Annotated in this window: 20 protein-coding genes; 10 read left to right on the forward strand and 10 right to left on the reverse strand. The window is 46.9% G+C overall.

Features of this window, described 5'->3' with window-relative positions:
- Nucleotides 1–7 precede the first annotated feature (7 nt).
- From J4N39_RS22715 to J4N39_RS22750, 8 genes are all read left to right on the forward strand, one after another.
- The gene (locus tag J4N39_RS22715; RefSeq protein ID WP_252025233.1) at nucleotides 8–691 is read left to right on the forward strand and encodes a response regulator transcription factor; all 684 of its coding nucleotides are present in this window, start codon (nucleotides 8–10) and stop codon (nucleotides 689–691) included.
- Nucleotides 691–1,944: a sensor histidine kinase gene (locus tag J4N39_RS22720; RefSeq protein WP_252025234.1), complete on the forward strand. Its 1,254-nt coding sequence runs from the start codon at nucleotides 691–693 to the stop codon at nucleotides 1,942–1,944. Before J4N39_RS22715 ends, J4N39_RS22720 begins: the two co-directional genes overlap by 1 nt.
- Before the next feature lie 243 nt (nucleotides 1,945–2,187).
- A complete protein-coding gene (locus tag J4N39_RS22725) occupies nucleotides 2,188–3,132 on the forward strand; it encodes an SDR family oxidoreductase (RefSeq protein WP_252025235.1) in 945 nt (314 codons plus the stop codon).
- A 61-nt stretch (nucleotides 3,133–3,193) separates the two neighbouring features.
- On the forward strand, nucleotides 3,194–3,889 hold the full coding sequence (locus J4N39_RS22730) for a fibrobacter succinogenes major paralogous domain-containing protein (protein WP_252025236.1): 696 nt from the start codon (nucleotides 3,194–3,196) through the stop codon (nucleotides 3,887–3,889).
- A gap of 207 nt (nucleotides 3,890–4,096) precedes the next feature.
- Complete coding sequence (locus tag J4N39_RS22735) at nucleotides 4,097–4,879, forward strand: SDR family NAD(P)-dependent oxidoreductase (RefSeq protein ID WP_252025237.1); 783 nt, start codon at nucleotides 4,097–4,099, stop codon at nucleotides 4,877–4,879.
- 4 nt (nucleotides 4,880–4,883) lie between these two features.
- Nucleotides 4,884–5,891 (forward strand): AraC family transcriptional regulator, encoded by a 1,008-nt coding sequence (locus J4N39_RS22740; protein ID WP_252025238.1) that lies wholly within the window; start codon nucleotides 4,884–4,886, stop codon nucleotides 5,889–5,891.
- Nucleotides 5,892–6,056: 165 nt separating this feature from the next.
- A complete protein-coding gene (locus tag J4N39_RS22745) occupies nucleotides 6,057–6,947 on the forward strand; it encodes a LysR family transcriptional regulator (protein ID WP_252025239.1) in 891 nt (296 codons plus the stop codon).
- A 256-nt stretch (nucleotides 6,948–7,203) separates the two neighbouring features.
- Nucleotides 7,204–8,514, forward strand: a complete 1,311-nt coding sequence (locus J4N39_RS22750) for a C45 family autoproteolytic acyltransferase/hydrolase (RefSeq protein WP_252025240.1) — start codon at nucleotides 7,204–7,206, stop codon at nucleotides 8,512–8,514.
- A 118-nt stretch (nucleotides 8,515–8,632) separates the two neighbouring features.
- Here the strand turns inward: J4N39_RS22750 and J4N39_RS22755 are convergent, their stop codons facing one another.
- Together J4N39_RS22755 and J4N39_RS22760 are read right to left on the reverse strand one after the other, a co-directional pair.
- A complete protein-coding gene (locus J4N39_RS22755) occupies nucleotides 8,633–9,184 on the reverse strand; it encodes a hypothetical protein (protein WP_252025241.1) in 552 nt (183 codons plus the stop codon).
- A 204-nt stretch (nucleotides 9,185–9,388) separates the two neighbouring features.
- Entirely contained in the window at nucleotides 9,389–10,300 is a 912-nt protein-coding gene (locus J4N39_RS22760) for a DMT family transporter (RefSeq protein ID WP_252025243.1), read from the reverse strand.
- A 292-nt stretch (nucleotides 10,301–10,592) separates the two neighbouring features.
- Between J4N39_RS22760 and J4N39_RS22765 the strand changes: the two genes are divergently transcribed.
- Nucleotides 10,593–11,012, forward strand: coding sequence for a GtrA family protein (locus tag J4N39_RS22765; RefSeq protein ID WP_252025245.1), 420 nt, complete (start codon nucleotides 10,593–10,595; stop codon nucleotides 11,010–11,012).
- Nucleotides 11,013–11,197: 185 nt separating this feature from the next.
- On the opposite strand, the gene J4N39_RS22770 is transcribed toward J4N39_RS22765, so the two are convergent.
- The 5 genes from J4N39_RS22770 to fruB form a co-directional block, all read right to left on the reverse strand.
- Nucleotides 11,198–12,967, reverse strand: a complete 1,770-nt coding sequence (locus J4N39_RS22770) for a sodium:solute symporter family protein (RefSeq protein WP_252025247.1) — start codon at nucleotides 12,965–12,967, stop codon at nucleotides 11,198–11,200.
- A 14-nt stretch (nucleotides 12,968–12,981) separates the two neighbouring features.
- Complete coding sequence (locus tag J4N39_RS22775) at nucleotides 12,982–14,124, reverse strand: Gfo/Idh/MocA family protein (RefSeq protein ID WP_252025249.1); 1,143 nt, start codon at nucleotides 14,122–14,124, stop codon at nucleotides 12,982–12,984.
- Between the two features lie 294 nt (nucleotides 14,125–14,418).
- Complete coding sequence (fruA, locus tag J4N39_RS22780; RefSeq protein ID WP_252025251.1) at nucleotides 14,419–16,137, reverse strand: PTS fructose transporter subunit IIBC; 1,719 nt, start codon at nucleotides 16,135–16,137, stop codon at nucleotides 14,419–14,421.
- Nucleotides 16,138–16,155: 18 nt separating this feature from the next.
- On the reverse strand, nucleotides 16,156–17,145 hold the full coding sequence (gene pfkB, locus J4N39_RS22785) for a 1-phosphofructokinase (RefSeq protein WP_252025253.1): 990 nt from the start codon (nucleotides 17,143–17,145) through the stop codon (nucleotides 16,156–16,158).
- A 10-nt stretch (nucleotides 17,146–17,155) separates the two neighbouring features.
- Nucleotides 17,156–18,292, reverse strand: a complete 1,137-nt coding sequence (fruB, locus tag J4N39_RS22790) for a fused PTS fructose transporter subunit IIA/HPr protein (protein ID WP_252025255.1) — start codon at nucleotides 18,290–18,292, stop codon at nucleotides 17,156–17,158.
- Nucleotides 18,293–18,561: 269 nt separating this feature from the next.
- Between fruB and cra the strand changes: the two genes are divergently transcribed.
- Complete coding sequence (gene cra / locus J4N39_RS22795) at nucleotides 18,562–19,560, forward strand: catabolite repressor/activator (protein ID WP_252025257.1); 999 nt, start codon at nucleotides 18,562–18,564, stop codon at nucleotides 19,558–19,560.
- 59 nt (nucleotides 19,561–19,619) lie between these two features.
- Here the strand turns inward: cra and putP are convergent, their stop codons facing one another.
- The 3 genes from putP to putA form a co-directional block, all read right to left on the reverse strand.
- The gene (gene putP / locus J4N39_RS22800; RefSeq protein WP_252025259.1) at nucleotides 19,620–21,110 is read right to left on the reverse strand and encodes a sodium/proline symporter PutP; all 1,491 of its coding nucleotides are present in this window, start codon (nucleotides 21,108–21,110) and stop codon (nucleotides 19,620–19,622) included.
- 97 nt (nucleotides 21,111–21,207) lie between these two features.
- Nucleotides 21,208–21,891, reverse strand: a complete 684-nt coding sequence (locus tag J4N39_RS22805) for a 1-pyrroline-5-carboxylate dehydrogenase (RefSeq protein WP_252025261.1) — start codon at nucleotides 21,889–21,891, stop codon at nucleotides 21,208–21,210.
- A gap of 15 nt (nucleotides 21,892–21,906) precedes the next feature.
- Nucleotides 21,907–25,002 (reverse strand): bifunctional proline dehydrogenase/L-glutamate gamma-semialdehyde dehydrogenase PutA, encoded by a 3,096-nt coding sequence (gene putA / locus J4N39_RS22810; RefSeq protein ID WP_252025263.1) that lies wholly within the window; start codon nucleotides 25,000–25,002, stop codon nucleotides 21,907–21,909.
- Nucleotides 25,003–25,191: the final 189 nt, after the last annotated feature.

The raw sequence follows: 25,191 nt of genomic DNA on the forward strand, positions 1-25,191 counted from the left end.
TATAACCATGAAAACCAACCTACAGTTACTGCTGATTGAGGATGATATCGACCTAGCCACAGCGGTTGTCGATTACTTGGAATTAGAAAACATCACCTGTGATCACGCCGCCAGTGGCACTACTGGTCTGAATCTTATCCGTGCTCATTGTTATGACGTGATTATCCTTGATCTCAACTTACCAGGAATGGATGGCCTAGAAGTATGTAAAGTCGTTCGTGATGATGGCAATGACGTGCCAATCTTAATGCTCACAGCAAGAGATACGTTGGATGACAAACTGACGGGTTTTGCCCAAGGGGCTGATGATTACCTAATCAAGCCCTTTGAAATGGAAGAGCTTATCGTACGGGCACAAGTGTTAGCTAAGCGTCGTAGCGGTCAGATGAATAAACTCAAAGTTTCGGACTTAGAGCTAAACCTAAAGCGTCAATCGGCCACCCGAGCAAACGCTCACTTAAAGCTCTCCCCAACAGGGTTCAAAATCCTAGAAACACTGATGCGGGCAAGTCCAGAAACCGTCAGCCGTGACAAGCTCATCAGCGCGGTGTGGGGTGACGAAACCCCTGACAGCAATAGCCTTAAAGTCCACATGTTTAACTTACGAAAACAAGTTGATGCCAACTTTGATCATAAGCTGGTGCATACCGTTCCGGGGCGAGGCTTTGCGGTAAGAAAAGAGGCTCAATAATGAAAATCGGTCGCAGCCTCAAACTCTATGTACTGGTGGCAATGCTTGCCGCTGGTATCACTACCATCCTAAGCTTCTCATTTCTAAGCGTGGGCTACTTCTTTTCTGGTTTAGACGTTGCGATGAAACGTGCCATGGTCACCAAAGCCGTTTATCAAAAACAGCCAGATACCGCTCCTCTGATTGAAGAAGATTTGTGGCTGTTTGACCGCTGGCAAGATATTCCTAGTCAGGTACGTCAGCAGTTCGACCCCAACGAATTGGAAACTGGCGTCCTCACCAAACAGATTCAACAGAGCTCTATTTTCTCGCCACCAGAGCAGGCGTATTTTTTGATGAAAGTCGATGTTGATGGCAAAACTCGCTATGTCACTACCTATCTATCTCAAGACCTCAGAGACAAAATTAAAATAGGCAAACTGCCACACCAACTCTCTATCTTGCTAACCGCCGTAGCGGCACTGCTGCTATTTTCTGTGGTGCTCATGTTCGTCATGAAAAAAGTGGCAACCCCTGTTGAACAACTGGGTAAATGGGCTAAATCCCTTAATAAAGATAATCTCAACCAACCAGAACCAGATTTCCACTACAGCGAACTCAACTCACTAGCGAAGCTTATTCGCTCAAGTCTAAGTGAGGTGCAACAAGGCCTAGAACGAGAGCAGCGTTTTCTCGGCTATGCGAGCCATGAGTTAAGAACGCCCATCGCTGTCACACGAACCAATACCCAACTGCTGGCAAAAATGATTGAGAAGGAAGTCAGAAAAGAAAAACAGCTCGAAGTGCTAGAACGTATCGAACGTGCTGGATTTACCATGACAGATCTCACCGAAACACTATTATGGTTAACTCGCCAAGAAGATCGAGATTTGCCTTCAGCCCCACTTAAGCTGGGAGAGCTGACTCGCCAACTTAATACCGACCTCACCTACCTTTTACGAGGAAAGTATGTTGAAGTATCAATCACAAGCGATGACTACCAAGCCGAGTTACCAGAACCGCTTTGCCGAATCATTATCACTAACCTGATCCGCAATGCTTTCCAACACACCCAACAAGGCAGTGTTGAGATTACTCAGCAGGGCAATCAGCTCACTATCCATAACCAATGCAGCGCTGAACACGACCATACTCAATCCCTAGGGTTTGGGCTTGGACTAGAACTGGTCGAGAAACTGAGCAGCAAATACCAGTGGCAATACACCAGTGACACCACGGAGAGTGGTATGGTCGTTAAGGTGGAGTTTGGGTAACTATAAAAGCAAACTAAATCAATACCCTACTCACTACTTATCGATTTTCCTGATCTGCACTATCATCAGGCATTTGATAATTAGTCGTTATAATTCAATACATTGAAGGCACTGAACCTCCCCAAAAAAACACTGCAACTTTTGGGAAATGTATAAGAACCGTACGTTGTTCCTCACTAATATAACCTCCATACCAACACCCCACATCGACATGTGGGATGAAGCAATCAAGAGGTTTGCATTATGAGGACACAATTTGGCCCTAAAGGCTGGACTCCAGAGTTACTTGGCTCTCAAAGCAATAAGACTTACCTGATCACCGGTGCTAACACCGGTGCGGGCTTTCAAGCGACTCGTATCTTGCTTGCTAAAGGGGCAACCGTCGTCATGCTTAACCGAAATGCAGCTAAATCTAAAGCTGCCATTGCAGAATTAAAGCAAGAGTTTGGAGCTCAAGCGAAGGTGAGCTTTATCCAACTCGACCTTGCTAAGCTCTCTTCTGTACGACAAGCGGCAGCAGAAATCCTTGAAACCGTGCCACAAATCGACGCACTGATCTGCAATGGTGCGATCGCACAAATTGCCAAACAAACGCTGACTGAAGATGGTTTTGAAAGCCAACTGGGCGTTAATCACTATGGTCACTTCTTGCTATGCGGCCTGCTATTTGAACGAATTGACGCATCACAGGGACGTATCGTCGTCGTTGCGAGTGAAGGGTATAAAAACGGTCTTCGAGGCATGCAGTTTGACGACATGAATTGGGACAACAACTACCACCCCAACAAGGTATATAGCCAAAGCAAGCTGGCTCAAATGATGTTTGCCTATGAGCTTCAAGACAAGATCCAAGCCGCCAACAAATCGGTAAAGGTATATGTGTGTCACCCTGGTGCATCAAACACCTCACTTATCCGTGACAGTGCCAATTTGGCGACTCGAGTCACTTGGTCGTTAATGGTCAAAGTTGGTCTGGCTCAAACCGCTGAGCAAGGGGCATATCCTGAGGTGATGTGTGCTACGGAGTCTAAGCTGAAACAACGTGCTTACTACGGTCCATCAGGTCGCATGAACTGGGCGGGCCCAGTGGGTGAATGTAAGTTGGAGTCATTTGCACTGGATAAAAACGTACTGACTCGTTTATGGGATCTTTCAGAAAAACAAACGGGCTTGAGCTGGTCGATATAACCCTTAGATTTCATCAATGCTTCTGGCTGATTAATGCGGTCAGAGACAGTGGAGATACCTCATGAAAACGCATCTTTTATCCTTAGGAGTCACCATGGTTCTTGCAACATCCTCGATAGCTAGTACCTCAATAACTAGCAATACCCAATCATCGCCAACGGTGCACGATCACGAGGGTAATGTTTATCGCACTGTCGAGATAGGCGACCAAGTCTGGCTGGCCGAAAACCTCAGAACCACCCAATTTCAAGATGGTTCAAAGATAAATAGTGCGGCTATACCTGACGATGATGAAACGAATCTGCACACATACGGTCGACTCTACGATTGGCATGACGTCTCTGACCCTCGAAATATCTGCCCTAAAGGGTGGCGAGTCGCCAGCGATGAAGACTGGAAGAAGCTCGAAAGAACGCTTGGTATTGCAGAAGAGGAGATTGATACCGAAGGTTGGCGCGGTGATGATGACATTGCGATACAACTAAAAAAGGCACAACCCGATACTCTGTTTAAAAAATTTGATCAATCACTGGTCAACAAGTACCAGTTTTCAGCCACACCCGCAGGTGTAAAGTGGCATGGCTTATACATCACGCAAGGTGCATACACCGAGTTTTGGACCGCAGACCCAGCAAGCGATAGTAAAGCTTATATCCGGACACTTGCCTACTCTTGGTGGAATGCTCACAAAGGGCAAATTCGTCGAGCGACCAGCTCAAAAGAGTACATGTTTTCTGTACGTTGCGTAAAAATTTAACACCACAACCTAGTGACAAGAGCGAAGTACTTATCGTGCTCTTGTCCTTTTTCATCACTTCACCCTATTTCCAAACGAATCTAAAAATACTTGGCACCATCGGAATGCATGCTGGCACGATCTGATGTGATGTGGCGTGATTTGCTCCCTATACTGAATCCATCATCAAAGGGGCAACCCCAAACTTAAATTGACAAGGTGGATATCATGGCGAACACAGCATTAATCACGGGTGCATCAGGCGGTATTGGTTTAGAACTGGCAAAACTGCATGCGCAAAAAGGTGGAGACTTAGTGCTCGTCGCCCGCTCGAAAGATAAGTTAGAAGCGCTAAAACAGGAGCTTGAAGCGCAGTATTCCGTCCAAGTAACAGTGCTCGTCTCCGATTTATCGAAACCTGATGCCGCAGACCAACTATTTGCTCAAACCCAAGCGTTAGGATTGCAAATTGATACCCTGATCAATAATGCTGGCTTTGGTGGTCATGGCAGTTTCCACCAGCGCTCCCTTGCTGACGAACAGGCCATGATGCAAGTCAACATGGTCACGCTAACCAACCTAACGCACCATTACTTAAAAGGCATGGTCGAGCGAAACTCGGGTAAAATCCTAAACGTCTCTTCGACAGCTTCATTCATGCCGGGGCCTTTGCAGGCGGTTTATTATGCCACTAAAGCTTATGTTACTTCTTTCTCTCAAGCGGTGGCGGAAGAAGTAAAAGACCACAACATCTCAGTCACAGCACTGTGTCCAGGTGCGGTTGCTACTGGTTTTGTAGCGGCTGGTAACTTAGAAGGTGTCGATATCTGGAAAAATGCTAAGACACCAAAATCCGTAGCACAAGTCGGTTACGACGCCATGGAGCGTGGCGAACTGGTGGCATTTAATGAGTCATCACTAAAATTCATGCTTAATTGGATCATCCCATTCTTGCCACGTAAACTGGTACTTAAAATCTCTCGTCAAGCGATGGAAAAATCAGGGAAGTAAGCTCTTGAATAAGCAACCAGTCAAAACGGCCAGTAAGTTTGTCATTCCCCCGAATTGGAAAGTCCTGTTCAAAGACTTAGGGTTGGAACTCGAGACCGTGTTGGCCCATGCCGAGTTACCTATCGGGCTGTTTAATCAGCCCAAGGTACAACTCACCCCAAGCCAGTACTTCCAGCTATGGCGAGGTTTGGATCTGGCGGCAAATGGTGTAGAGCTGCCGCTTAAGTTTGCGCAAGTGATGAGCCTTGAATCTTTTGATGTGCCGATTTTTGCCGCCATCTGTAGCCCAAACTTAAATGCGGCGGTTAAACGCTTGCAAGCCTATAAACCGCTCATAGGCCCAATGCACTTAGAGATCACTATAGATGACAAGCACACCTCATTGGCGCTGAGTTGTTATGGGTACGATCAGCCGTTCCCTAAATGCCTGACCTTATCGGAGATGGTGTTTTTCACTCAGCTTGCCCGCTTGGCAACGCGTCAATCAATCTCGCCGACCCAATTAGTCGTACCCGAGATGCCAGAAAACTTAGATGCTTACCAAAGCTATTTTGGCTGTCAAATACAGCAAGGTGAACAGGCGCAGATCCAGTTTTCGGCCAATGATGCCAAAGCGCCCTTTTTAAGCTCTAACCAAGCCATGCTCGACATCTTTGAGGTTGAGCTGAACAAGCGTCTAGGAGAAATTGATGAGCAAAGTGTGGTGTCTGAGCAGGTCAAACGGATACTGTTCGAAGCCTTGCCGCAAGGAGAAAGCAGTATCGAGTTTGTTGCTAGCCAATTGGCGGTAAGCAAGCGTACATTGCAACGTAAGCTCTCAGCAGAACAACATCCGTATCAAACCCTGCTGCAAGCGGTAAGACAAGATCTCGCCAATCACTATTTGCTAAACACCGACCTGCCACTGCAAGAGATTTCCTTCTTGCTCGGCTTTCAAGAGTCCAACTCTTTCATTCGTGCCTATCAAGCTTGGACGGGGCAATCACCAAGCACCGCTCGTGCCGCCGCTTAAGACAAGCCAAAAACAGCCCATGGGGGGAAACCAAACAAGCCCCCCTTCGGCGCTTATATCGAACCGTCTTAACAAAAAATATTTGCACAGCATCCTCGCAACTCTGGCTAAGCGATCATAAAGTAATGGGCAATTAATGCTCGAAATAATGATTAAGCACCTCCTATGATTAACTTAGAACAAGCTCTCGCTTTCATTACCACCGTTGAAACTGGCTCATTTTCTGCCGCTGCCAGAAAACTAGGCAAAAGCCAAAGTTCGGTCAGTATTGGAGTCAGTAATTTAGAAGATGAGTTAGGCATTGATTTATTTGATCGTAGCACCCGAAAACCAACGCTCACTGAAGCGGGTGAACGTCTTTATCACCAAGCCAAACTTTTGCTACGTCAAGCCGATAAAATGAATCGCTTTGCGCTTGCCGTGAATAACGATGTCGAAAGTAAAGTGGTGCTAGGCATCGACCCAATGGCACCTATGTCGTGCCTTGATTCGATTCTCATAAATATCGATAAGCACTACCCAAACACCGAGGTCGAAATCCGCCTTCTCGACCATGCGACTTTGCAAAAAGAGCTGATCGCCCACAAGGTCGATCTCGGCATTCACTTTGGTGCAGACGCTTATCCACAATATCTAAATTTTGTCACCATTTTACAATACGAATGGCAGTGCGTTTGCAGCCCTGACTACTCACTTGCCAGCCTTAATACCATTAGCAATGAAGAGCTGCTTGCTGCTAGGCAAATCGTCAGTGAATCAACCAAACACCACCCTGTGCTGAGTAAAACCTCGATTTTTTCTCAAGACACTTGGGAAGCGGACAACATGGTTCAATGCAGCCACTTGATTGAGCTAGGGATGGGCTGGGGCATATTACCCTCAGACTGGTGTGCAGAACGTTTCGAACTCGGATCTCTAGTTGCTATTGAACCTGAGTTTAATCAAACCCAAATGTACTCTGGGCTTGACCTCGTCTGGGCCGCTAACCGCAACATAGGCCAAGTGTGTCAGTCAGTCATCGAACAGTTTACTATTCGAAAATCGAATAATAACTAATTTATACCATTCGAAAATCCGACGTAATATAGAGCCATCTAAACAACAGAGCCCCCAAATAACACGGCTCAATTGGCTCTTACTTCGGTTCACCCCTTCGTAATCAAGCCAATCCGTTTATTAGTATTTGACCAAAGCAGCGACAACAGACCAAGTATTCGCTTGTCGCTAACCAGTGAGCCTTACATTGATACGTGATGTTTCATCCCGATCTAAGCCACTACTAATTACTTACAAATAAATAGAGATTAAAAATATGAAGAAAACAATCTTAGCATCACTTCTTGCGTTAAGCGCTTCCGGTGCTTTTGTTTCGACTGCTGCTCTGGCGGGTGTTCCACCGATTGAACACCAAGTAAGTATCTCAAACGACACTTCTGAGTTCTTCACTGTTGAAGTTTCAGGCACAAACTACGAACGTGGTTTCAAGCACGGTAAAGAGCTTCGCAAGGTGATTCGTCATGCGGTGAATCGCTATAAATATGACATGGTGAGCAACCTACTAAGCACACTAGGCACAGACCTAACCTACCAAGACTTCCACAATCATGTGTTCAACAACACGGGCCTGCTAGAAACGGCGAAAAAAGAAGTACCTGACCTAGTAGAAGAGATGCAAGGTATCGCTGATGGTTCTGGCCTTTCGTTTGAAGACATCTTTACTTGGAACGCAACGTCTTACGATGCAATGTTTTGGGTGATTGAAGATATGACAGGCATTGATCCAATGCTTGCAATGGAAAAGGCACAACACGGCAGCGCTATTCCTGGTCACTGTTCTCACGCTTCAGTATGGGGTGACAACAAAGCATCCGTTGGCTACACGCTTGACTGGATTCGTGCAATGGAAGGCTCACAAAGCCTTATCAAACACGTAAATGATGACGGTTCAGTTATCTTGATGACTGCGTTTGCGGGCATGGTGGGTGGCCACGGTATCTACGCAACCGATGGTGCTGCACATACTTTCAGCCCGCACTCAAAGTTCCAACTTGAGCACAGCATGAACGGTCTTGCTCAAATCTTTGTTTACCGTAAGCTGCTAGAAGCGGGCTCTGTCGAAAACGGCATTAAGTTCCTAAACAGCGTTAAGCCTGCTGAAGGTCTGACGTACACACTCACTGATTACCACGGTACTCGTGCGTTTGAAGTATCGGCGAACAAAGTTGTCGAGTTTAAGATGGATGGAAACCAAATGGTTTCTGCAAACGTGGCACGTGTTAACAACGACTTGAGCGCTAGCTACAAAGCTGATTTGAAACTGGCAGGCAAGAAAATCGACATGAACGCTTTGCCAGCAACCTACTGGGAATACAACAAAGACAGTGTTGAGCGCTTTAAGTTACTAAGCAACAGCATCAAAGGCAAAACACCAACAGACATGAACCCAGAGAAGTGGACCCAAATCTTCAGCCAAAAACCGGTGAACAAGCCAGTGGATGAAAAACTGGAAACCTCAAACTTCTGGCATGTGGTTGAGATTGACCCTGAATACATCAACTACCATGTTGCACCAAGCAATCCGGGCAACATCAAACTTGAGAGCTACCGCATCAAGTACAACTAAGCTTGATAACAGCAAAAGAGCCGCAGTTGCGGCTCTTTCTCTTTTTGGTTAGACCTAAATTTATCGTCACAATAAGCCCAATTTAAAGCCAGGCACATTGGTTAAAAAAAGCAAAAATCTAATCACAAACTTCGCCATTGGGGTCTTTAACTCTCGAAATAGAGCCATCTGAAGCAATATTGTACCCAATGTACTTATGCGCCCTAGATTTTGTATTCATCGTCAAAGACTTAATAGTGCGATTTACTGCCACCATATCATCAGGGTTTAGATTTACTTTTATCGCACAAGCCAGAGCTCTCATATGCATCTCCCCTAACCGATTAACGACCACGAGTGGGCGTTCGTGCGCACCACTATAATCTTCAGACAAAATCTGTTGAAAGACTCTAGCGATCTGCCTAACAGACCCCCTTTTATTTTCATCTATTTGTAAGGCTTCTATAAAGGCATCTAAGTCATCCCTTACCCCATTAGCATCCAAATCTGGCCCTAGAAGGCTGTTATTTCGATCTAATGTATGTTGATAGTTTTCATATATGGTGAGGAGCTGATCCCCAACCATATCCTTTGATTTCAATTCGTTTTTTAACTCCTGCGAGAGTTCAAAGGTGACTACCTCTGAACACCCAAACATTGTCAGAGCAATTAGCAGTACATTAACTTTCATATTGGATAAAGAGGACTAATCAATATTAATAAACACGATCAAAGCGTAGGGTATTAAATGGGAAGTCATCGATTACATCGTGAAATGCTTGACCTACTTACCTAAACGGTGAAACCTACTTTTTTGTCAGTTACGTAGCGTTAACGATAGTCCTCTCAAATCCTAAAATATTTTTTCAGTACGAAAAACCAAATATGTATTTAATCATCTACTTTTTATCCCAACTACCGCATACACCACCAATACCATCCCAATAGCGTGATAAACAGTAAACACCTCGCCAAGTAACGTAACAGCAAATATCGAGGTCACCACTGGGCCAATATTACTCGTCACCCCTACCATAGTTGGTGTCAGGCGAGCCATCGCCGCAGCGACGAAATAGGACGGCAAAACAGTACAAAAAATGCCAATAGCAATACCCAGTAGGATGAGCTCATTAGACATGCTTGAAAAGTCTGCCTGCATCCAAAAATGTTGAATGACTATCGCCACACCTGCACTGCCCATACCAATACTGGTAAATAGTGAACTGCCTAACTTATTGATAAGTTGCTTACTCAAGATCAAGTAAACAGCGAACGTTAACGCCGATGCCACCGCTAGACCGCTGCCAAACAAGACATTGCCTCCTAGTTGTTTAAAGTCATGCGAGACGATCAATGCGACACCAAAGTATCCTAATCCAATCGAAAGTAAGGTGCTTTTAGTTGCTTTCTCTTTTAAGAAAACCCAACTAATCAAAACGACAAAAGAGGGAAACAGGAAGATAAGCAGGCGTTCCAATTGAGCGGAAATATGCTCTAGTGCCATGATGTCTAGTAAAGACGCAAAGTAATAACCAAGCACACCCACCGTTGCAGCTTGCCAGCCATACCTTACGGTCAACTTGCGATTATCCAAGTCTCGACACAGCCAAACCAATATCACCAAATAAACGGGTAAAGAGCTCAATGCCCGCAAGCTCATGATGGACGTTGCATCACCGCCAAGTGCGTAAGCAAGTTTGATCAGTACTGGCTTGATAGAAAACAGTGCCGTGCCAAGCAGCGCAAAAACTACACCTTGTTGGATTTGAGAAGTGGGGGTAGAGCTTGTGGCAATGGGTGCACTCATAATTTAGTTTCCTTACTGATTGAGGTAAAAGCTGTAAGGAATGAGCGCTGACCCCGACTGCATAACTTACAGCCGGACACATGAAAACCTACCGACTGAATGGCATAAGAAGTGCGAGCCAGAGTGATAGATTTTGGGTATGCATAATTAGTTTCTCCGTATATTTTTTAAGCTACATGGATTTCAACATTGATTCAACGACTGTTTGCTACTAACTCGCTAAACACGGTTTGAACTGTCATTTAAACCTCCTACACTTGCTCGATATTCCAAGGTTTCGTTAGGCAAATGAATGGCTTCAACTCGGGTAATTTCATCACAATGGAAGCGTTTTGCGCTCTACTCGGCCTCTGGTACGTTTACATTGGCGATTGATATTGCGATCTTGTGGGCGTTGACTAGTCAGCTGGATTGGCCGCTTACTGTATCCACTGTTGTGGCATTCCTCATTGCTGTTTCCATCCATTATGTGATCAGCAAAACTTTCGTATTTTCCGCATCAAAGCGCAGTGTTTTGGCGGGTTATTGGCGCTTTATTACTATCGCTTTAGTGGCTGCGATCCTCATAAGCCTGAGCATGCACCTGTTGGTCACTTTATTAGGCTGGTCTATTGTGCTGGCACGACTGTTAGTGGGGGCAGTGATTGGTACTGGTAACTTCACCGTTAATCTGGTTTGGAATTTTAAAATGCTCGGTCATCGTTCAGAGTAACCTCGCCTATTACTAGGTTTGCAAGTAGCGGAGGGATGGCGACATGAGTCAATATTTATAGATCGGCATAGCGCTATAACAAGTAAGCCCAAATTAGCTATGCTATCTGTTTGGGCTTACTTAACAACATATAATACAGCCGAGATACCTACAACAACTTAACTAGGCATCATAGGTGCTGCTCATCAACTTGGGGTTGAAACAGGCTTGTGAGTTTCCTCTTCCGTGACTGCACTTTTTCGCAGTGCCCAACCCACTGCAAGTACAGTAATTGAGCATAGCAAGAATACCAAGCGTCCCCACATTGGGTTCGGAATCAACGTCATTAGCAACAATCCCCCTCCCATGCACATGACCATCATGCCTAGTTTTTCACGCTGCTGGCGGTCTGAATCATCAACTTCGCGTTCAACCACCACTGGCGTCTCAACATCTTGGAAGAATTTTTCTAGCTCTTCTTTATGTTCGTCACGCTCTGCTCTATAGAATAAAGAGCTGAGGCAGAAGAAACCGCCTGTTAAGAACAGGTGAGCCGCAATGGTTAACATGACTCGCATCTCACTCGCTTCTCGACGAGTTAACTCCTCCATACCAATCCAACCGGCAACGACATCGGCGGTAAATACATTCATCATCAGCCAAGAAACGAACATGCCAAATAGTACGGTTAACCATGGTGCCCATTTCGGTGTCTTTTTAATTAGCATTCCGAAAAATAGTGGCACCAATAATGGCACTTGGATGAGCGTTGAGACGGACATCATGAGTTCAAATAAACTCATCTCTTTTAAAGAGTGGAAGAACAATGCAACAGCGATAACTAAACCACCGCTGACAAGGCTCACCACCTTACCAACCGCTAACATCTGCTTATCTGTTGCTTTGCCTTTAGCGATGATCGGGTTATAGATACTTTTGACAAAGATACCAGAATTTCGATTAAGCGCTGAATCCATAGAAGACATGGTTGCCGCAAACAGGCCTGCGAGTAATAACCCTACAGTACCCACTGGCATCACATTGCGAGCAAATACCAGATACACGGCGTCAGCAGCTTTGCGCCCAAGTGCGGGATATTGTTCGGCAGCATCTGGGTAAAGCACTGCTGTAGCCCAAGGAGGAATAAACCAAATAATGCTGCCGACAATCATCAAACCAAATGCCAACAGTGCTGCCTTGCGCGCATTATTGGAATCTTTCGCATTCAAGAAACGGTATGAGTCTTGGATGTTATTGATACTCTGAAGCTGCTTAACCAAGAAAAAGACAAACGAACATACCAACAACAGGCCGTAGTTCATGTTTGGCCCCATCACAAAATCGTGTGGGAACTTGGTCACCAATTCAGTAGGGCCGCCAACAGCAACAAGCGCTACGATGGCACAGGCCACCGACACGACAGCAACAACCAAAGTTTGCACGAAATCGGAAGCCACCACACCCCACGCTCCGGAAATTACCGAGACGATAAGCACCGCAAGCCCAGTAACAATGATGGTGATATGAATATCTGCTTCAAAAACAGCGCTGGCAAAAACACCGAGTGCATTTAACCAAATGCCCGCTCCGATAAAACTAAATACGATCAGCGCCCAAGAAAAAAACTGCTCATTCTGGTTGCCAAAACGACGACGCACACCTTCAGTTGGGGTGTCGACTCGCATCTGACGGAAACGAGGCGAGAAGTAGAGATAACCACATAAGTAAGCAAAGGCGTTGCCAAGAAAAACCAAGCTCACAGCAAAGCCATCATTAAAAGCTTTACCGGCTGCCCCAGTAAAAGTCCAGGCAGAGAACTGGGTCATAAATGCTGTTGAACCCACCATCCACCACAACATTTTACCTCCTCCACGGAAGTAATCACTGGTAGAGCGGTTTGCCAATTTCTTAAACACTACACTCACACCAACAATCAGCATGAAGTAGCCAAAAATTACTAAATACTCATAAAACATTTAGGAGATCCTTCTCATAGCTGATGAACGTCGACCCAAGAATTGTTTTCACGGATGATGTCGATAATTTGCTGATAACGGCAACCGTCATCAAATGTCTGGTAGGGTTCGACCACCTCTCCACAAACATCCTTGACTAATTGAGTCGCCAAGTGACTCCAACTTCGTTGGGTATCGTCTTCAATGGCAGGTAAGGACTCTCGAATGTGATTTGGAAGCTCAATAACGTTCCAGCCAGTGTGTTGAGTCCATAGTTGGAGTGGGCCAGCCCCATAATGGCCTTTAATATAAATAGAACCTTCAGTGCCATGAATAGTGATATGGTCATCATCAAAGCGGGGGGTTAAACCTCCATGTTTAAACAACACAGACACTGGTGCCTTCGCAGGCAATCGGCTTTCGATACTAGCCATCACAGTGTATGACCATTCCACATTTGACTCGCCCCACTCTAGATTAGGGTCATTGATATCTTCAGGAATGAAGTTGCGGCGCTGCGTGAAGTTATGTACCCCAGCGACAATCGGTGCTTTTCTCAAATCGTCACGAACCTCTCCACAGACAGAAAGAATATTTTCTCCGACGATTGAGGTAACTATCGAAAGCAAATGCGTAAAGTTATTGTTTAAACGGCCACCACCATGCTCGGCTCGGTGAGACCATCCAAAGGGGATATTTTTGTCTAAATTGAAATGTGAAATGCACTCAACTTCAGTCGGTTCACCAATAACACCTTCAGCCACCAACTGCTTAGCATGCATGATTTCTGGCATATAGCGGAAACTCGAAGCAAATGCTGTTTTTCTTTGGTAGCGATGTGCAAGATCTCTTAGTTCAACCGACAACTCGCCTGATTCACACAATGGCTTGTCACAAAACACATGGCATCCATTTTCCAGCGCCAATTTGATTGGTTCAACGTGAGCACCTCCAGGTGTGGCAATTGAAACAATATCTGGCTGGCACTCATTCAGCGCAGCTCCCCAATCCGTGCTAGCAAAGGGAATATCGAGTTCGTTCGCAACTTGGTTTACGACAGACTCGGTTCGGCCAACAATTCCAACAACGGTCGCACCCGCATCTCTAAATGCTTTTGTGTGCCCCTGTCCCGCAAATCCAGTGCCATACACCAGAACCTTAACTTCTTTATGTGTCATAGATGTTCCTTGATAGTTGTTGGGTACATATTTTTTATACAAGTAAACCGGTCTACAAAATCGGTTTACTAAATCGGTGTACCTACAAAATTACGCTTGCCATACAATATGTCAAGATTCGTATTTGACGAAGTTATCAATCTTGAAGATCTATAAGGCCTGATAGATAAACTTTATGATTTACTGCACAAAAATGGAGCACTTTGGGGTGTAACTCAGCAGCTGTTCTGAAATGGTTAAAAAAGAGCCCGCTAGATAACTAACGGGCTCTTGTTCTTTCAGGGGGAGGGGGGGTTATGCTTGCGCTAACTTAGCTTCGGAGCGTCCTTTTAGTAGCGCATAGCCAAAGCCAGTCACCGCAGTACCTGCAGCAATAGCGACTAGGTACATCACTACTGGTGAGATTGCATTAGGGATCAAGAGTACAAATAGACCACCGTGTGGAGCCATTAATTGTGCGCCAAACAGCATAGATAGAGCACCTGTCAGTGCACCACCCGCCATACATGCTGGGATAACACGCATTGGGTCTTTGGCAGCAAATGGAATCGCACCTTCAGAGATAAAGCACAGGCCAAGTACAAAAGAGGCTTTACCTGCTTCTTGCTCGCTAGGTTCAAATTTGCTTTTCGCAATGAAGGTTGCAAGGCCCATTCCAAGTGCTGGAACCATACCTGCCGCCATGATTGCTGCCATTGGAGCGTATGTTTCTGAGGCAAGCAGGCCAACACCAAAAGCATAAGCCGCTTTGTTTACTGGGCCACCTAGGTCGAAACACATCATCGCACCGAGCAAAATGCCAAGTAGGACTGCGCTCTCTGAGCCCATATTATTCAGGAAGTCTGTCAACGCAGTCATGATGCCAGCAACAGGGCCACCTACCACGTAAACCATCGCTAAACCAGTAAACAAGGTTGCGACAAACGGGATGATCAAAATAGGTTTTAGCGCTTCCATCGATTGTGGTAGAGAGACTTTCTCTGCGATGAACTTTGCGGTGTAACCTGCGATGAAACCAGCAGCGATACCACCTAAGAAACCGGCACCTGTGGAACTTGCCAACATACCGCCAACAAGACCCGGAGCAAGGCCCGGACGGTCAGCAATCGAGAATGCGATAAAGCCTGCAAGCACTGGGATCATGAGCGCAAAGGCAGAGCCGCCGCCAATGGTCATTAACGCTGCGGCAAGTGTGCCTTCTTCTTTAAACGCTTCGATACCAAATACAAATGAGAGTGCGATGATCAAACCACCTGCGACCACTACAGGTAGCATGTGAGATACACCTGTCATTAGGTGTTTGTAAACGCCCTTCTTCTCATCTGATGCTGCCGAGCTAGCACCGCCCGTGTGTTGGTAAGTCGTCGCTTGTTCAAATGCCTTATCCATCTCTTGCGCAGTTTGCTTTAGAGCTGGGCTGGTTTTAGTGCGATACATCAACTTGCCATTGAAACGGTCTAACGGCACTTCAATATCAGCGGCAATGATCACCAGATCCGCTTGGGCAATATCTTGCTCCGTCAGTTGGTTCTTCGCCCCAACTGATCCACGGGTCTCCACCTTAATGTGGTGACCACGACGCTTGCCTTCTTCTTCAAGCGCCTCTGCGGCCATAAAGGTATGGGCAACACCTGTCGGACACGCCGTAATAGCGACGATTTTCTTCTGCTCAGAACTGGCTGCGGTGACCGTTGTAGCTTGAGTTAATACTTGAGCTTCACTAGCTGCTTTCTCTAACAGGCTAGTCGCATCAGCAACAACCGTATTGATCGCCGTTTGGTACACTTTTTTGCCAACCAAGCGCGAGGTATCGATCTCGCAATCTGCGGCAACCACAACCACTTCGGCTTGATCGATCTCTGCCTGAGATAGAGTTTTGGCCTCAGTCACACTCGACTGACACTCAATTGTTGCATTCCAGCCAAGCTTTTTTGCTGCCTGTTCGAGCAACCCTGCTGCTAGTACACTGGTTGCTACACCGCTTGGACATGCGGTAATGATCGCAATATTCATACTTGTACCCTCTGTTCCTTAGTTATTGCCTTGAACAGGCAAACCTTGATTTGAAATTGGAAATAGCTCACTCACTTGAGTTTGCTGTTTAATTGACGCCAGCTCTTGTTGGCTGGTTAGCCCTACGCCCACCTGACTCACCGCAAGTGCGGATAGCGCAGTGGCGAAGCGTAATAGTTCTGGTTTTGGCATCTGTTGCATGTGACCCCAGCACAGCCCGGCAACCAAAGTATCACCAGCACCGACGGTACTCACGACGTCCATCTTTGGTGGTTGTGAACGTAGCCACTCACCTTGGTTAAGCCACATCACCCCCTCAGCGCCCATGGATACCACAATGTTCTCGATACCCTTTTCGCTGAGTGATTGCGCTGCCTGCTGGCACTTTTCAACGCTATCAAGTGCCTGTCCTAGCAAGTCACCAAGCTCTTCTTCGTTGGGTTTGATAAGCCAAGGGTGCGCATCTAGGCCAGCGCCTAAGGCCGCTTTACTGCTATCAAACAGCACTTTCTTACCTTGTTGATGTAACTGTTCAATCCAACCAGCGCACCGCTGTGGTGAAATACCGCCAGGTAAACTGCCTGCCAATACGAAATAATCATGGGTTTGTGCTAGCTGCTCGAGTTTACGTTCGAAAGCTTCAATAGCCTGTTGGTTGACTTGCACGCCTGGGAAGTTGATGTCACTAACCTGACCGCTTTCCTCCACCAACTTAACGTTGATACGAGTGGCACCTTCAACCTCAATAAACTCATCGGTCACGCCGATCTTGCTAAACAGTTGATGAAATAGTTCAGGGTTATCCTGACCAAGAAAGCCAGTCACCGTGACCTCTGCGCCCAGCTCGCTTAGCACTTTAGCAACATTCACCCCTTTGCCTGCGGCATGCAGGCTACTTTGCTTAACCAAGCTCACCGAACCTTGGGTGAGCACATCTAAAGAACCCGTCAAATCAAGCGCTGGATTGAGAGTTATGGTGACAACTTTTAGCGTTTTTTCCTGCATCATGTTGCGCCCCTTAACCTTCACCCAGACCTGCGGCAATCGCTTGACCAATGGACTCAATAGCTTGAGGGGCATCACTACCATCGGCGGTAAATTGCAGTTTGTGACCATGCTTCACACCCAGCGCAATCACTTTCATCAAGCTCTTGGCATTCACCGCTTTGCCATCACCATCGAGGTTAGAAACGCGAATGTTGGACTCAAACTTCTTCGCCTCAGCAACCAGCATTGCACCCGGACGAGCATGTAGGCCATGAGCGTTTTTAATCGTGAAAACACCACTAGTGCCATCATCCACTGTTTGTGATGCTTCTATTTCTTGTGCGCCAAAGAGGGCAAGCAACTGCTCTGAAGTGGCTTGCGTTACTTTGCTTTGCTCGCCATTGAACACTATCTCTGACAGAGTCTTCAGCGCACTCAAATGCGCATCGTTGCAAGCAGCAATCGCCACCAAGGCTTTCACTTCGCTGTCATTAAACTTAAAAGGTTTGTCACTGGTTACCACCGAGATAGCACTGCGACTCACTAACGTATTGCTGCTGACCAGCCATAGGCCTTCGCCCAGTGATGTAGGAGTCTTAGTTACTAAATCCGCCACCGTTTCTTTACCGACGTGCGAAGCATTTTTCAGTAACCCTGCGGCAACGGCGCTCATTTGCGTCATATCCGTTGCTGGGAAGCCTTGCGAAATAAGCGCTGAGTTAAATTCAACGTCTAGCTGAACGTCACCATTAAGCAATGCGATGATCTCTTGCGCATTGGCGGCTTGACGTAGACGCTGCTCGATACCATCGGCACTTAGGACCTTAGTTAGTTGCTTCAAAATACCTAAGTGCTCATCTGATTTAGCAGCAATACCGATAGCCAGATAAACAGTATTACCATCGCCCCAATCCACACCTTGCGGAAAGTGATGCACTGCGACACCTGTGGTTTTTACCATGGCTCTCGTATCCGTAGTGCCGTGAGGTATCGCGATACCATTACCCAAAAATGTCGAGTTTTGGTTTTCGCGATTGAGCATGCCTTCAACATAACCTTGTTCAACTAACCCTTTGCTGGTCAGTGAAGCTGCGAGGCTTTTGATCGCCTCAAACTTGTCAGTTGCGGTTTGAGATAACGTAATGTCATTGTGATTTAACTTAAGCATGAGGCTCTCCAGCATCAGTGTCTTGGGTGCTTCTGCTGAACAACTGAATCGATTCAGCAAAAAGACAAATTTAATGGATTCAGCAAACATATCCTTGCTCAGCTTAGTCATTTGAGAGCAATTTGGTCATTTTAGTGACGGATATCTAGTTTCAATTTCTTGCTGAATCCTTTCAGCTTTAATACTGAAACGATTCAGCTTATAATTCAAGTCATCCATGGATCATCTGTTTATAATTTTGATCCTGCGCACAGATTAAGGATCAACCAATGACGTTAGAAGAGATCGCTAAAATTGCTGGAGTGTCGAAGACAACAGCCAGTTACGTGATTAACGGTAAAGCACAAAAATACCGAATTAGCGACAAGACGCAGAAAAAAGTCATGGCCGTGGTCGAGCAATACAACTTCCGCCCAGACCACGCCGCTTCAGCGCTGCGTGCAGGTAACTCGAGATCGTTTGGTTTGATTATTCCCGACCTAGAAAACACCAGTTATGCACGCTTAGCCAAACTGCTTGAACAAAACTCTCGTAAGGCTGGTTACCAGATTTTGATTGGTTGCTCAGATGATGAGCCTGAAACTGAAGCCAAAGTTGCTGAAGCTCTAGTCAGTCGCCGTATTGATGCGTTATTTGTGGCCAGCAGCATGCCTGACGCCAATAGTTACTACCTTAAATTGCAACAGTCGGGCACACCCGTCATTGCTATTGACCGCCCGCTTGACGACGAACATTTTAGCTGTGTGGTAAGCGAAGACTTTGACAGCGCATATGAGTTGACCGACTCCATCATCAGCCCAGAAATACAATCGGTTGGTTTAATCGGTGCATTGCCAGATCTACGTGTTTCTGTGGAGCGTCAGCAAGGTTTTCTCTCCGTTTGTAAGCAATACACTCTTAACACGCAAACTGGCTACGGGGAGCACTTTAGCCGTGATGAAGGCAAGAAAGTATTTGCTCGTTGGCTGGCAGAAGATCAGATCCCAGATGCCATTGTCACTACGTCCTACACTTTGTTAGAAGGCATCGTTGACCTCATGCTAGAGCATCCAAAGCTAATGGATAAAATCAAACTCGCCACCTTTGGTGACAATCGCTTACTCGATTTTCTCCCGATCAAAGTCAACTCTCTGCCCCAGCAATTTGAGCTCATCGCCGACAGTGCCTTAGAACTGGCGCTCAACGCTTCTGCTAAACGCTATAAACCGGGGGTGGAGTTGGTCCCACGTAAATTAGTAATCCGCTATCCGACCAAAGAACTGATTTAGCCAAGATATAAAAAAAGCGCACTGTCTAAAGTGCGCTTTTTCACTACTAAGTCATCATCTTAGTCAAGTTCAACCAAGTTTTTCTCGTACTCTTGGTGCTGCTTGGCAACCTCTTCTTCTGGCTCGCCGGTGATTAAGGTGGTGATCACAATCGCTGCCGTTGATAGCACGATACCAGGGACAATTTCGTACAGATCAAAAATGCCGCCACTTAGCTGCTTCCAGAATACGATTGTGATACCGCCGACCAAGATACCAGCCATCGCGCCGTAGCGGTTCATGCGAGCCCAGAACAGGCTCAGCACTACTGCTGGACCAAATGCGGCGCCAAATCCTGCCCATGCGTAAGATACTAGGCCAAGAACAGTGCTTTCTGGGTTCATCGCCAGTACCAGTGCCACCACTGAAATGCCGATAACGGCAATACGACCCACCAGCATTACCTGTTGTGGCGTTGCGTCTTTATTGAAGACTTGCTTATAAAAATCTTCCGCCAGCGCTGAAGAAGAAACCAGTAGCTGGGAATCGGCAGTACTCATGATCGCAGCCAAGATAGCTGCAAGAAGGATACCCGCAATCACAGGGTGGAACATAGCGTTTACCAACAGCATGAAGATCTTCTCACCATCTTCTAGGTCGATACTGTTGTTGGTCACGTAAAGAAGACCCACAACACCCACCAGCATGGCACCAAACATTGAAATACCCGACCAAATCACCGCAATGCGACGCGCTGTTGTCAGGTCTTTGTTGCTACGAGAGGCTTTAAAACGGGCCAAAATATGTGGCTGACCAAAGTAACCTAGACCCCAAGCCGCGAGGTTGATAATAGCAATCGCAGACAGTGCTTCACCCGTTGAGCTGTTGAAGATGGTCATAAGCTCTGGATTTATTTGACGCAGTTGATCACCCAGTGCGAAAAATCCTCCGTCCATTGCCGCAATTGGCACAATCATTAGCGCCGCAGCCATCAACAGACCTTGCACTAAGTCAGTCCAAGAAACCGCTAGGAAACCACCAAATAGGGTGTAAGAAACCACACATGCCGTACCAATAACCACAGCGACGGTGTAATCCAAGCCGAAAACTGTTTCGAAGAGTTTACCGCCCGCCACTAGACCCGAGCTGGTGTAGAAAAGGAAAAACAGTAGGATGAAAAACGCCGACAGCAGCTGAATGGTGTTAGAGTCATCTTTAAAACGGCGCGCCAGAAACTCAGGCAGTGTCACAGAATCTGTCGTGATACTATAAGTGCGCAGTCTTTTTGCGCTAACCAGCCAGTTAGCCCAAGTACCAATCAACAGGCCACCTGCCAGCCAAATCGCTTCTAGACCAGCGGCGTAGGCAAAGCCAGGAAGACCCAGCAGTAGCCAGCCACTCATATCTGAAGCACCCGCCGATAGCGCTGCAGGCCAAGGCCCAAGTGAACGGCCACCAAGGAAGTAGTCCGTTGAGTTAGACGTGCGTTTATAGGCCACGTATCCGATGGCAAGCATACCTAAAAGGTACGTGATAAAGGTTGCCGTAATAGCAAAGCTATTAGCGATCATAGGAAAATCTCCTCGTTATAGTAATAGCAATCCAGACACCTGATAAGAGGAGTCAGGATTGAGATATATCTTGCAGCCATCCAAGGCTGCAAGCGGATCAATGGGTATCGCTTCCTAGCTCTAAGAGCGTTGCGTTCCCCCCCACTGCAGTAATATTGATGGTGCGAGTTCGCTCAGTAATGAATCGCAGTGACAGGTTAGGATCATGCGCTGTTGGCATCATCACTAAGTCATATTCACTGATCAGCGGTACAATTGCTCCGCTTCGATTCGCTAGCTGTTGGTTAAGGTTACGAGCACCCTCTTTAGTGCCGACATAACCCAAACTGCGAATATCACACTCTAAAATTTGGCTGCTCGCTTCATGCGGTTGAAGCTGCAACACGTTTAGTGGCAGTATCGAGAGGTTGGGCTCTAGCGCCTCAACTAACTCAGTATCGTCACTGCAAATGACCACACTGTTACCCGCTAACATTGCGGTGGTCATTTGAGCCAGCAGGGCCTGTCTGGCAGGCGCACTGTTGTCATCTTGAATTAACAAGCTCACTCCACGTCCGGCAGTGTATAGCTCGTTAGTTTCACCTGTCGGCCCCGGCATCAAATGCACTTCACCGATCAAGCTTTGCGCCTGCTCTAGGTGAAAGGTCATCACCTTGGCCAATTCAGGTGTTAATTCGTTTTTTAAGCTGCTGACCGCATCGCGGCGATCGTCAAATTGGGTTAAGTTCCAGTTTTCCCACGCAGAATACGCATCAGAAAAACATGTAGCTAAATGTGGCATAGTCGCTCTCCTAACTTAGGCGTATTGAGTTTGAGTGAATCGGAACAGGTAATGCGGTCCGCCCGCTTTCGGGCCAGTACCAGAAAGCCCTTGTCCACCAAATGGCTGCACACCCACTACCGCACCGACTTGGTCACGGTTGATGTAGCAGTTCCCCACCCGAGCATTTTTCTCAATCCAGCGATAGGTGGTTTCGTTGCGACTATGCACACCCATGGTCAAACCGAACCCAGTTTGATTTATTGCCTCAACTACTTGAGCGAGCTCAGACGCTTGGTAGCGCACGATATGCAATATCGGCCCGAAATGTTCTTTGTCGAGCGCTGAAATACCATCGATTTCAATCACACTAGGGGCAACAAAATCGCCATTCGCTCCACTCTCATCTATTTGCGCTTGAGCGACCAAAGTGTATTGCTCGCTCATTTGCTGAATATGCGCTTCAAGCTTGGCCTTAGCATTGGCGTCAATCACTGGCCCCACATCGGTCTTGTGCAAATATGGTAAGCCTACGTGTAGCTGCGCCATCGCCCCTTTGATCAGATGAATGATCCGCTCAGCGATATCTTGCTGCACAAACAACACTCGTAATGCCGAACAGCGCTGCCCTGCCGAAGCAAACGCCGAACGCATCACATCACGAACCACCTGCTCTGGCAGCGCCGTACTATCGACAATCATTGCATTCTGGCCACCCGTTTCTGCGATAAATGGCACTGGGTCATTTTCTCGCATCGCCAAAGTGGTATTAATACGTTGCGCCGTTTCCGTAGAGCCGGTAAATGCCACCCCAGCAATCGCTGGATGCGACGTCAAGCTATGACCAATCTCAGCACCAATACCCGGCAATAGTGCAATCACATTGGCAGGAAAGCCCGCTTCTAACATCAAACGCACCGCTTTTGCGGCAATGAGCGAGGTTTGCTCAGCAGGTTTGGCCACCACAGTGTTACCAGCAACTAATGCTGCGGTGATCTGACCAAGGAAAATCGCCAATGGGAAATTCCACGGGCTAATGCAGACAAACACCCCACGCCCTTGGTAAGAAACTTGCCTTGCAACGTCATCAAAACCTTTCACCGTTTGTGGCGCTAGCCCCTGCGCTTGTTTTGCGTAGTAACGACAGAAATCGACCGCTTCACGCACTTCATCAATGCTGTCGTGAATGGTCTTGCCCGCTTCTTGATGACACAGAGCAACAAACTCCGCTAAATCACGCTCTAGCAAGTCGGCCAGTTGCTCTAGGCATTTTGCTCTTAGATCAATCGGTTGCGATGACCAGGCGGCAAAACCTTGTGAAGCAGACTCAATCGCTTCGGAAACATGATCAAGGTTAGCCATAGAGACCTTGCCCACTTGAATGGTGCGATCGTATGGCGCAAATACGGGTTCAGCCTTGATCATGCTTTCGCTACCATTAACGATTGGACCCGCTTGCCACTGCTGATCCATAAAGCGCTCTACCTCAAGCTCAAACGGCTTAGCCGAGCTCTCAACATCAATGTTTACCCCTAGTGAGTTGCTGCGATCATCAAATATCGCCCCCGGAAGCGGAATGCGTCCATTGTGTAAAGTCTCATTGGCTAGCAGGGTATCCACTGGGTGCTGAGTCAGCGACGCCACAGGACATCGAGCATCAACCAAGCGGTGAACAAACGAGCTGTTGGCGCCGTTTTCTAACAGTCTGCGAACCAAATACGGCAAAAGATCTTTGTGGCTACCCACTGGGGCATAAATACGCACAGATTGACCGTATGCTGATTTAGCATGGTTATAAAGCGCATCTCCCATGCCGTGCAGACGCTGAAATTCGTACTGATCATGCTGCGCCATGACAGATACCGCTGTCACAGTATGTGCGTTATGGCTAGCGAACTGCGGGAAAATCACTCCAGCAATATGTGGGCTGGTGAGAAAACGAGCACAGGCTAAGTACGCCACGTCAGTCGACTCTTTACGGGTATACACTGGGTAGTTGGCATAACCTGCTTGTTGCGCCCATTTAATTTCACTGTCCCAATACGCCCCTTTCACCAAACGCAGCGGGATAACATCACCTTGTTGCTTGGCAAGCGCTGCAAGCCAGCCCAGTACAGGGAGCGCTCGTTTGGAGTATGCTTGAACTACTAATCCAAAACCGCCCCAACCAGACACCACGTCACTGCGATAGAGTTTTTCAAACAAATGCAGTGACAGCTCAAGTCGATCCGCTTCCTCTGCATCAATAGTGATTGCCACATTCAGTTCACGAGCACGCTTAAGCAGCTCTAGTACTGTGCTGTACATCTCGTCCATCACACGCTCACGGTTTGCCACTTCATAGCGTGGGTGCAATGCAGAGAGCTTAATGGATACCGAAGGCGCAGGGCTTTCACCACTAAAGTCATCGTTACCGACCGCTTCAATGGCCATTAAGTAATCTTTGAAGTACTTATTGGCATCTGCTTCGGTTAACGCCGCTTCACCTAACATGTCATAGGAGTAGGTAAACCCTTGCTCACGCATCTTGAGGCCATTTTTTTGCGCCTCAGCGATGGTTCGCCCCAATACAAATTGGTGACCCATGATTTTCATCGCCTGATGCATCGCTTTGCGGATCACAGGCTCCGACATCTTGCTCACTAAACCGTTAATCGCCGACGTTGGGCTTTGTTTGGCCGGATTCTTCAAACCAACCACACTGCCCGTCAGCATCAAACCCCAAGTCGATGCATTGACGAAAACTGAATCTGAATTTTGTAAGTGGGATTTCCAATCCGCCACACTTAGCTTGTCACGGATAAGAGCATCCGCCGTCGCAGCATCAGGAATACGCATCAAAGCTTCCGCCAAACACATCAATAAGATCCCTTCTTGGGTATCTAAGCTGTATTCCAGCAGCAGCGCATCAATCATTTGAATCGCTTTTTTGTCTGCTCGGATTGCCTCAATTAGTGCGGTAGTTTTTTGCTCTGTTGCTCGCTTTTCGTCATCACTTGGCGTTGCCATAGGTAATAACTGTTCTAGCCATTGGGTTTCATCAACCATATACAATGGCGAGATCAGCGACCAAAGGGTATCCAGCGGCTGCTCGATAAACTCTGGTTTAAGCACATCAGTTGCTGTGAACATGCGTCATCCTCTATCTCGTTCCAGAGCCGTTTTTCATGATAAAACTCTGGATGTCTATCCAATGACTAGCAGTGTATTTTGAGGGCGAGAGAGATACTTGTCAAAAACTCCGAGTTTTTTGCGAAAAAGTCGGATTTTTAACAAAGATTAAACACAATCACATATTAAACGGAAACGTTTGACTTGCGT

Origin of the sequence: Vibrio sp. SCSIO 43136 (genome assembly GCF_023716565.1) — a bacterium.
In the GTDB taxonomy this organism is placed as follows: Bacteria; Pseudomonadota; Gammaproteobacteria; order Enterobacterales; family Vibrionaceae; genus Vibrio.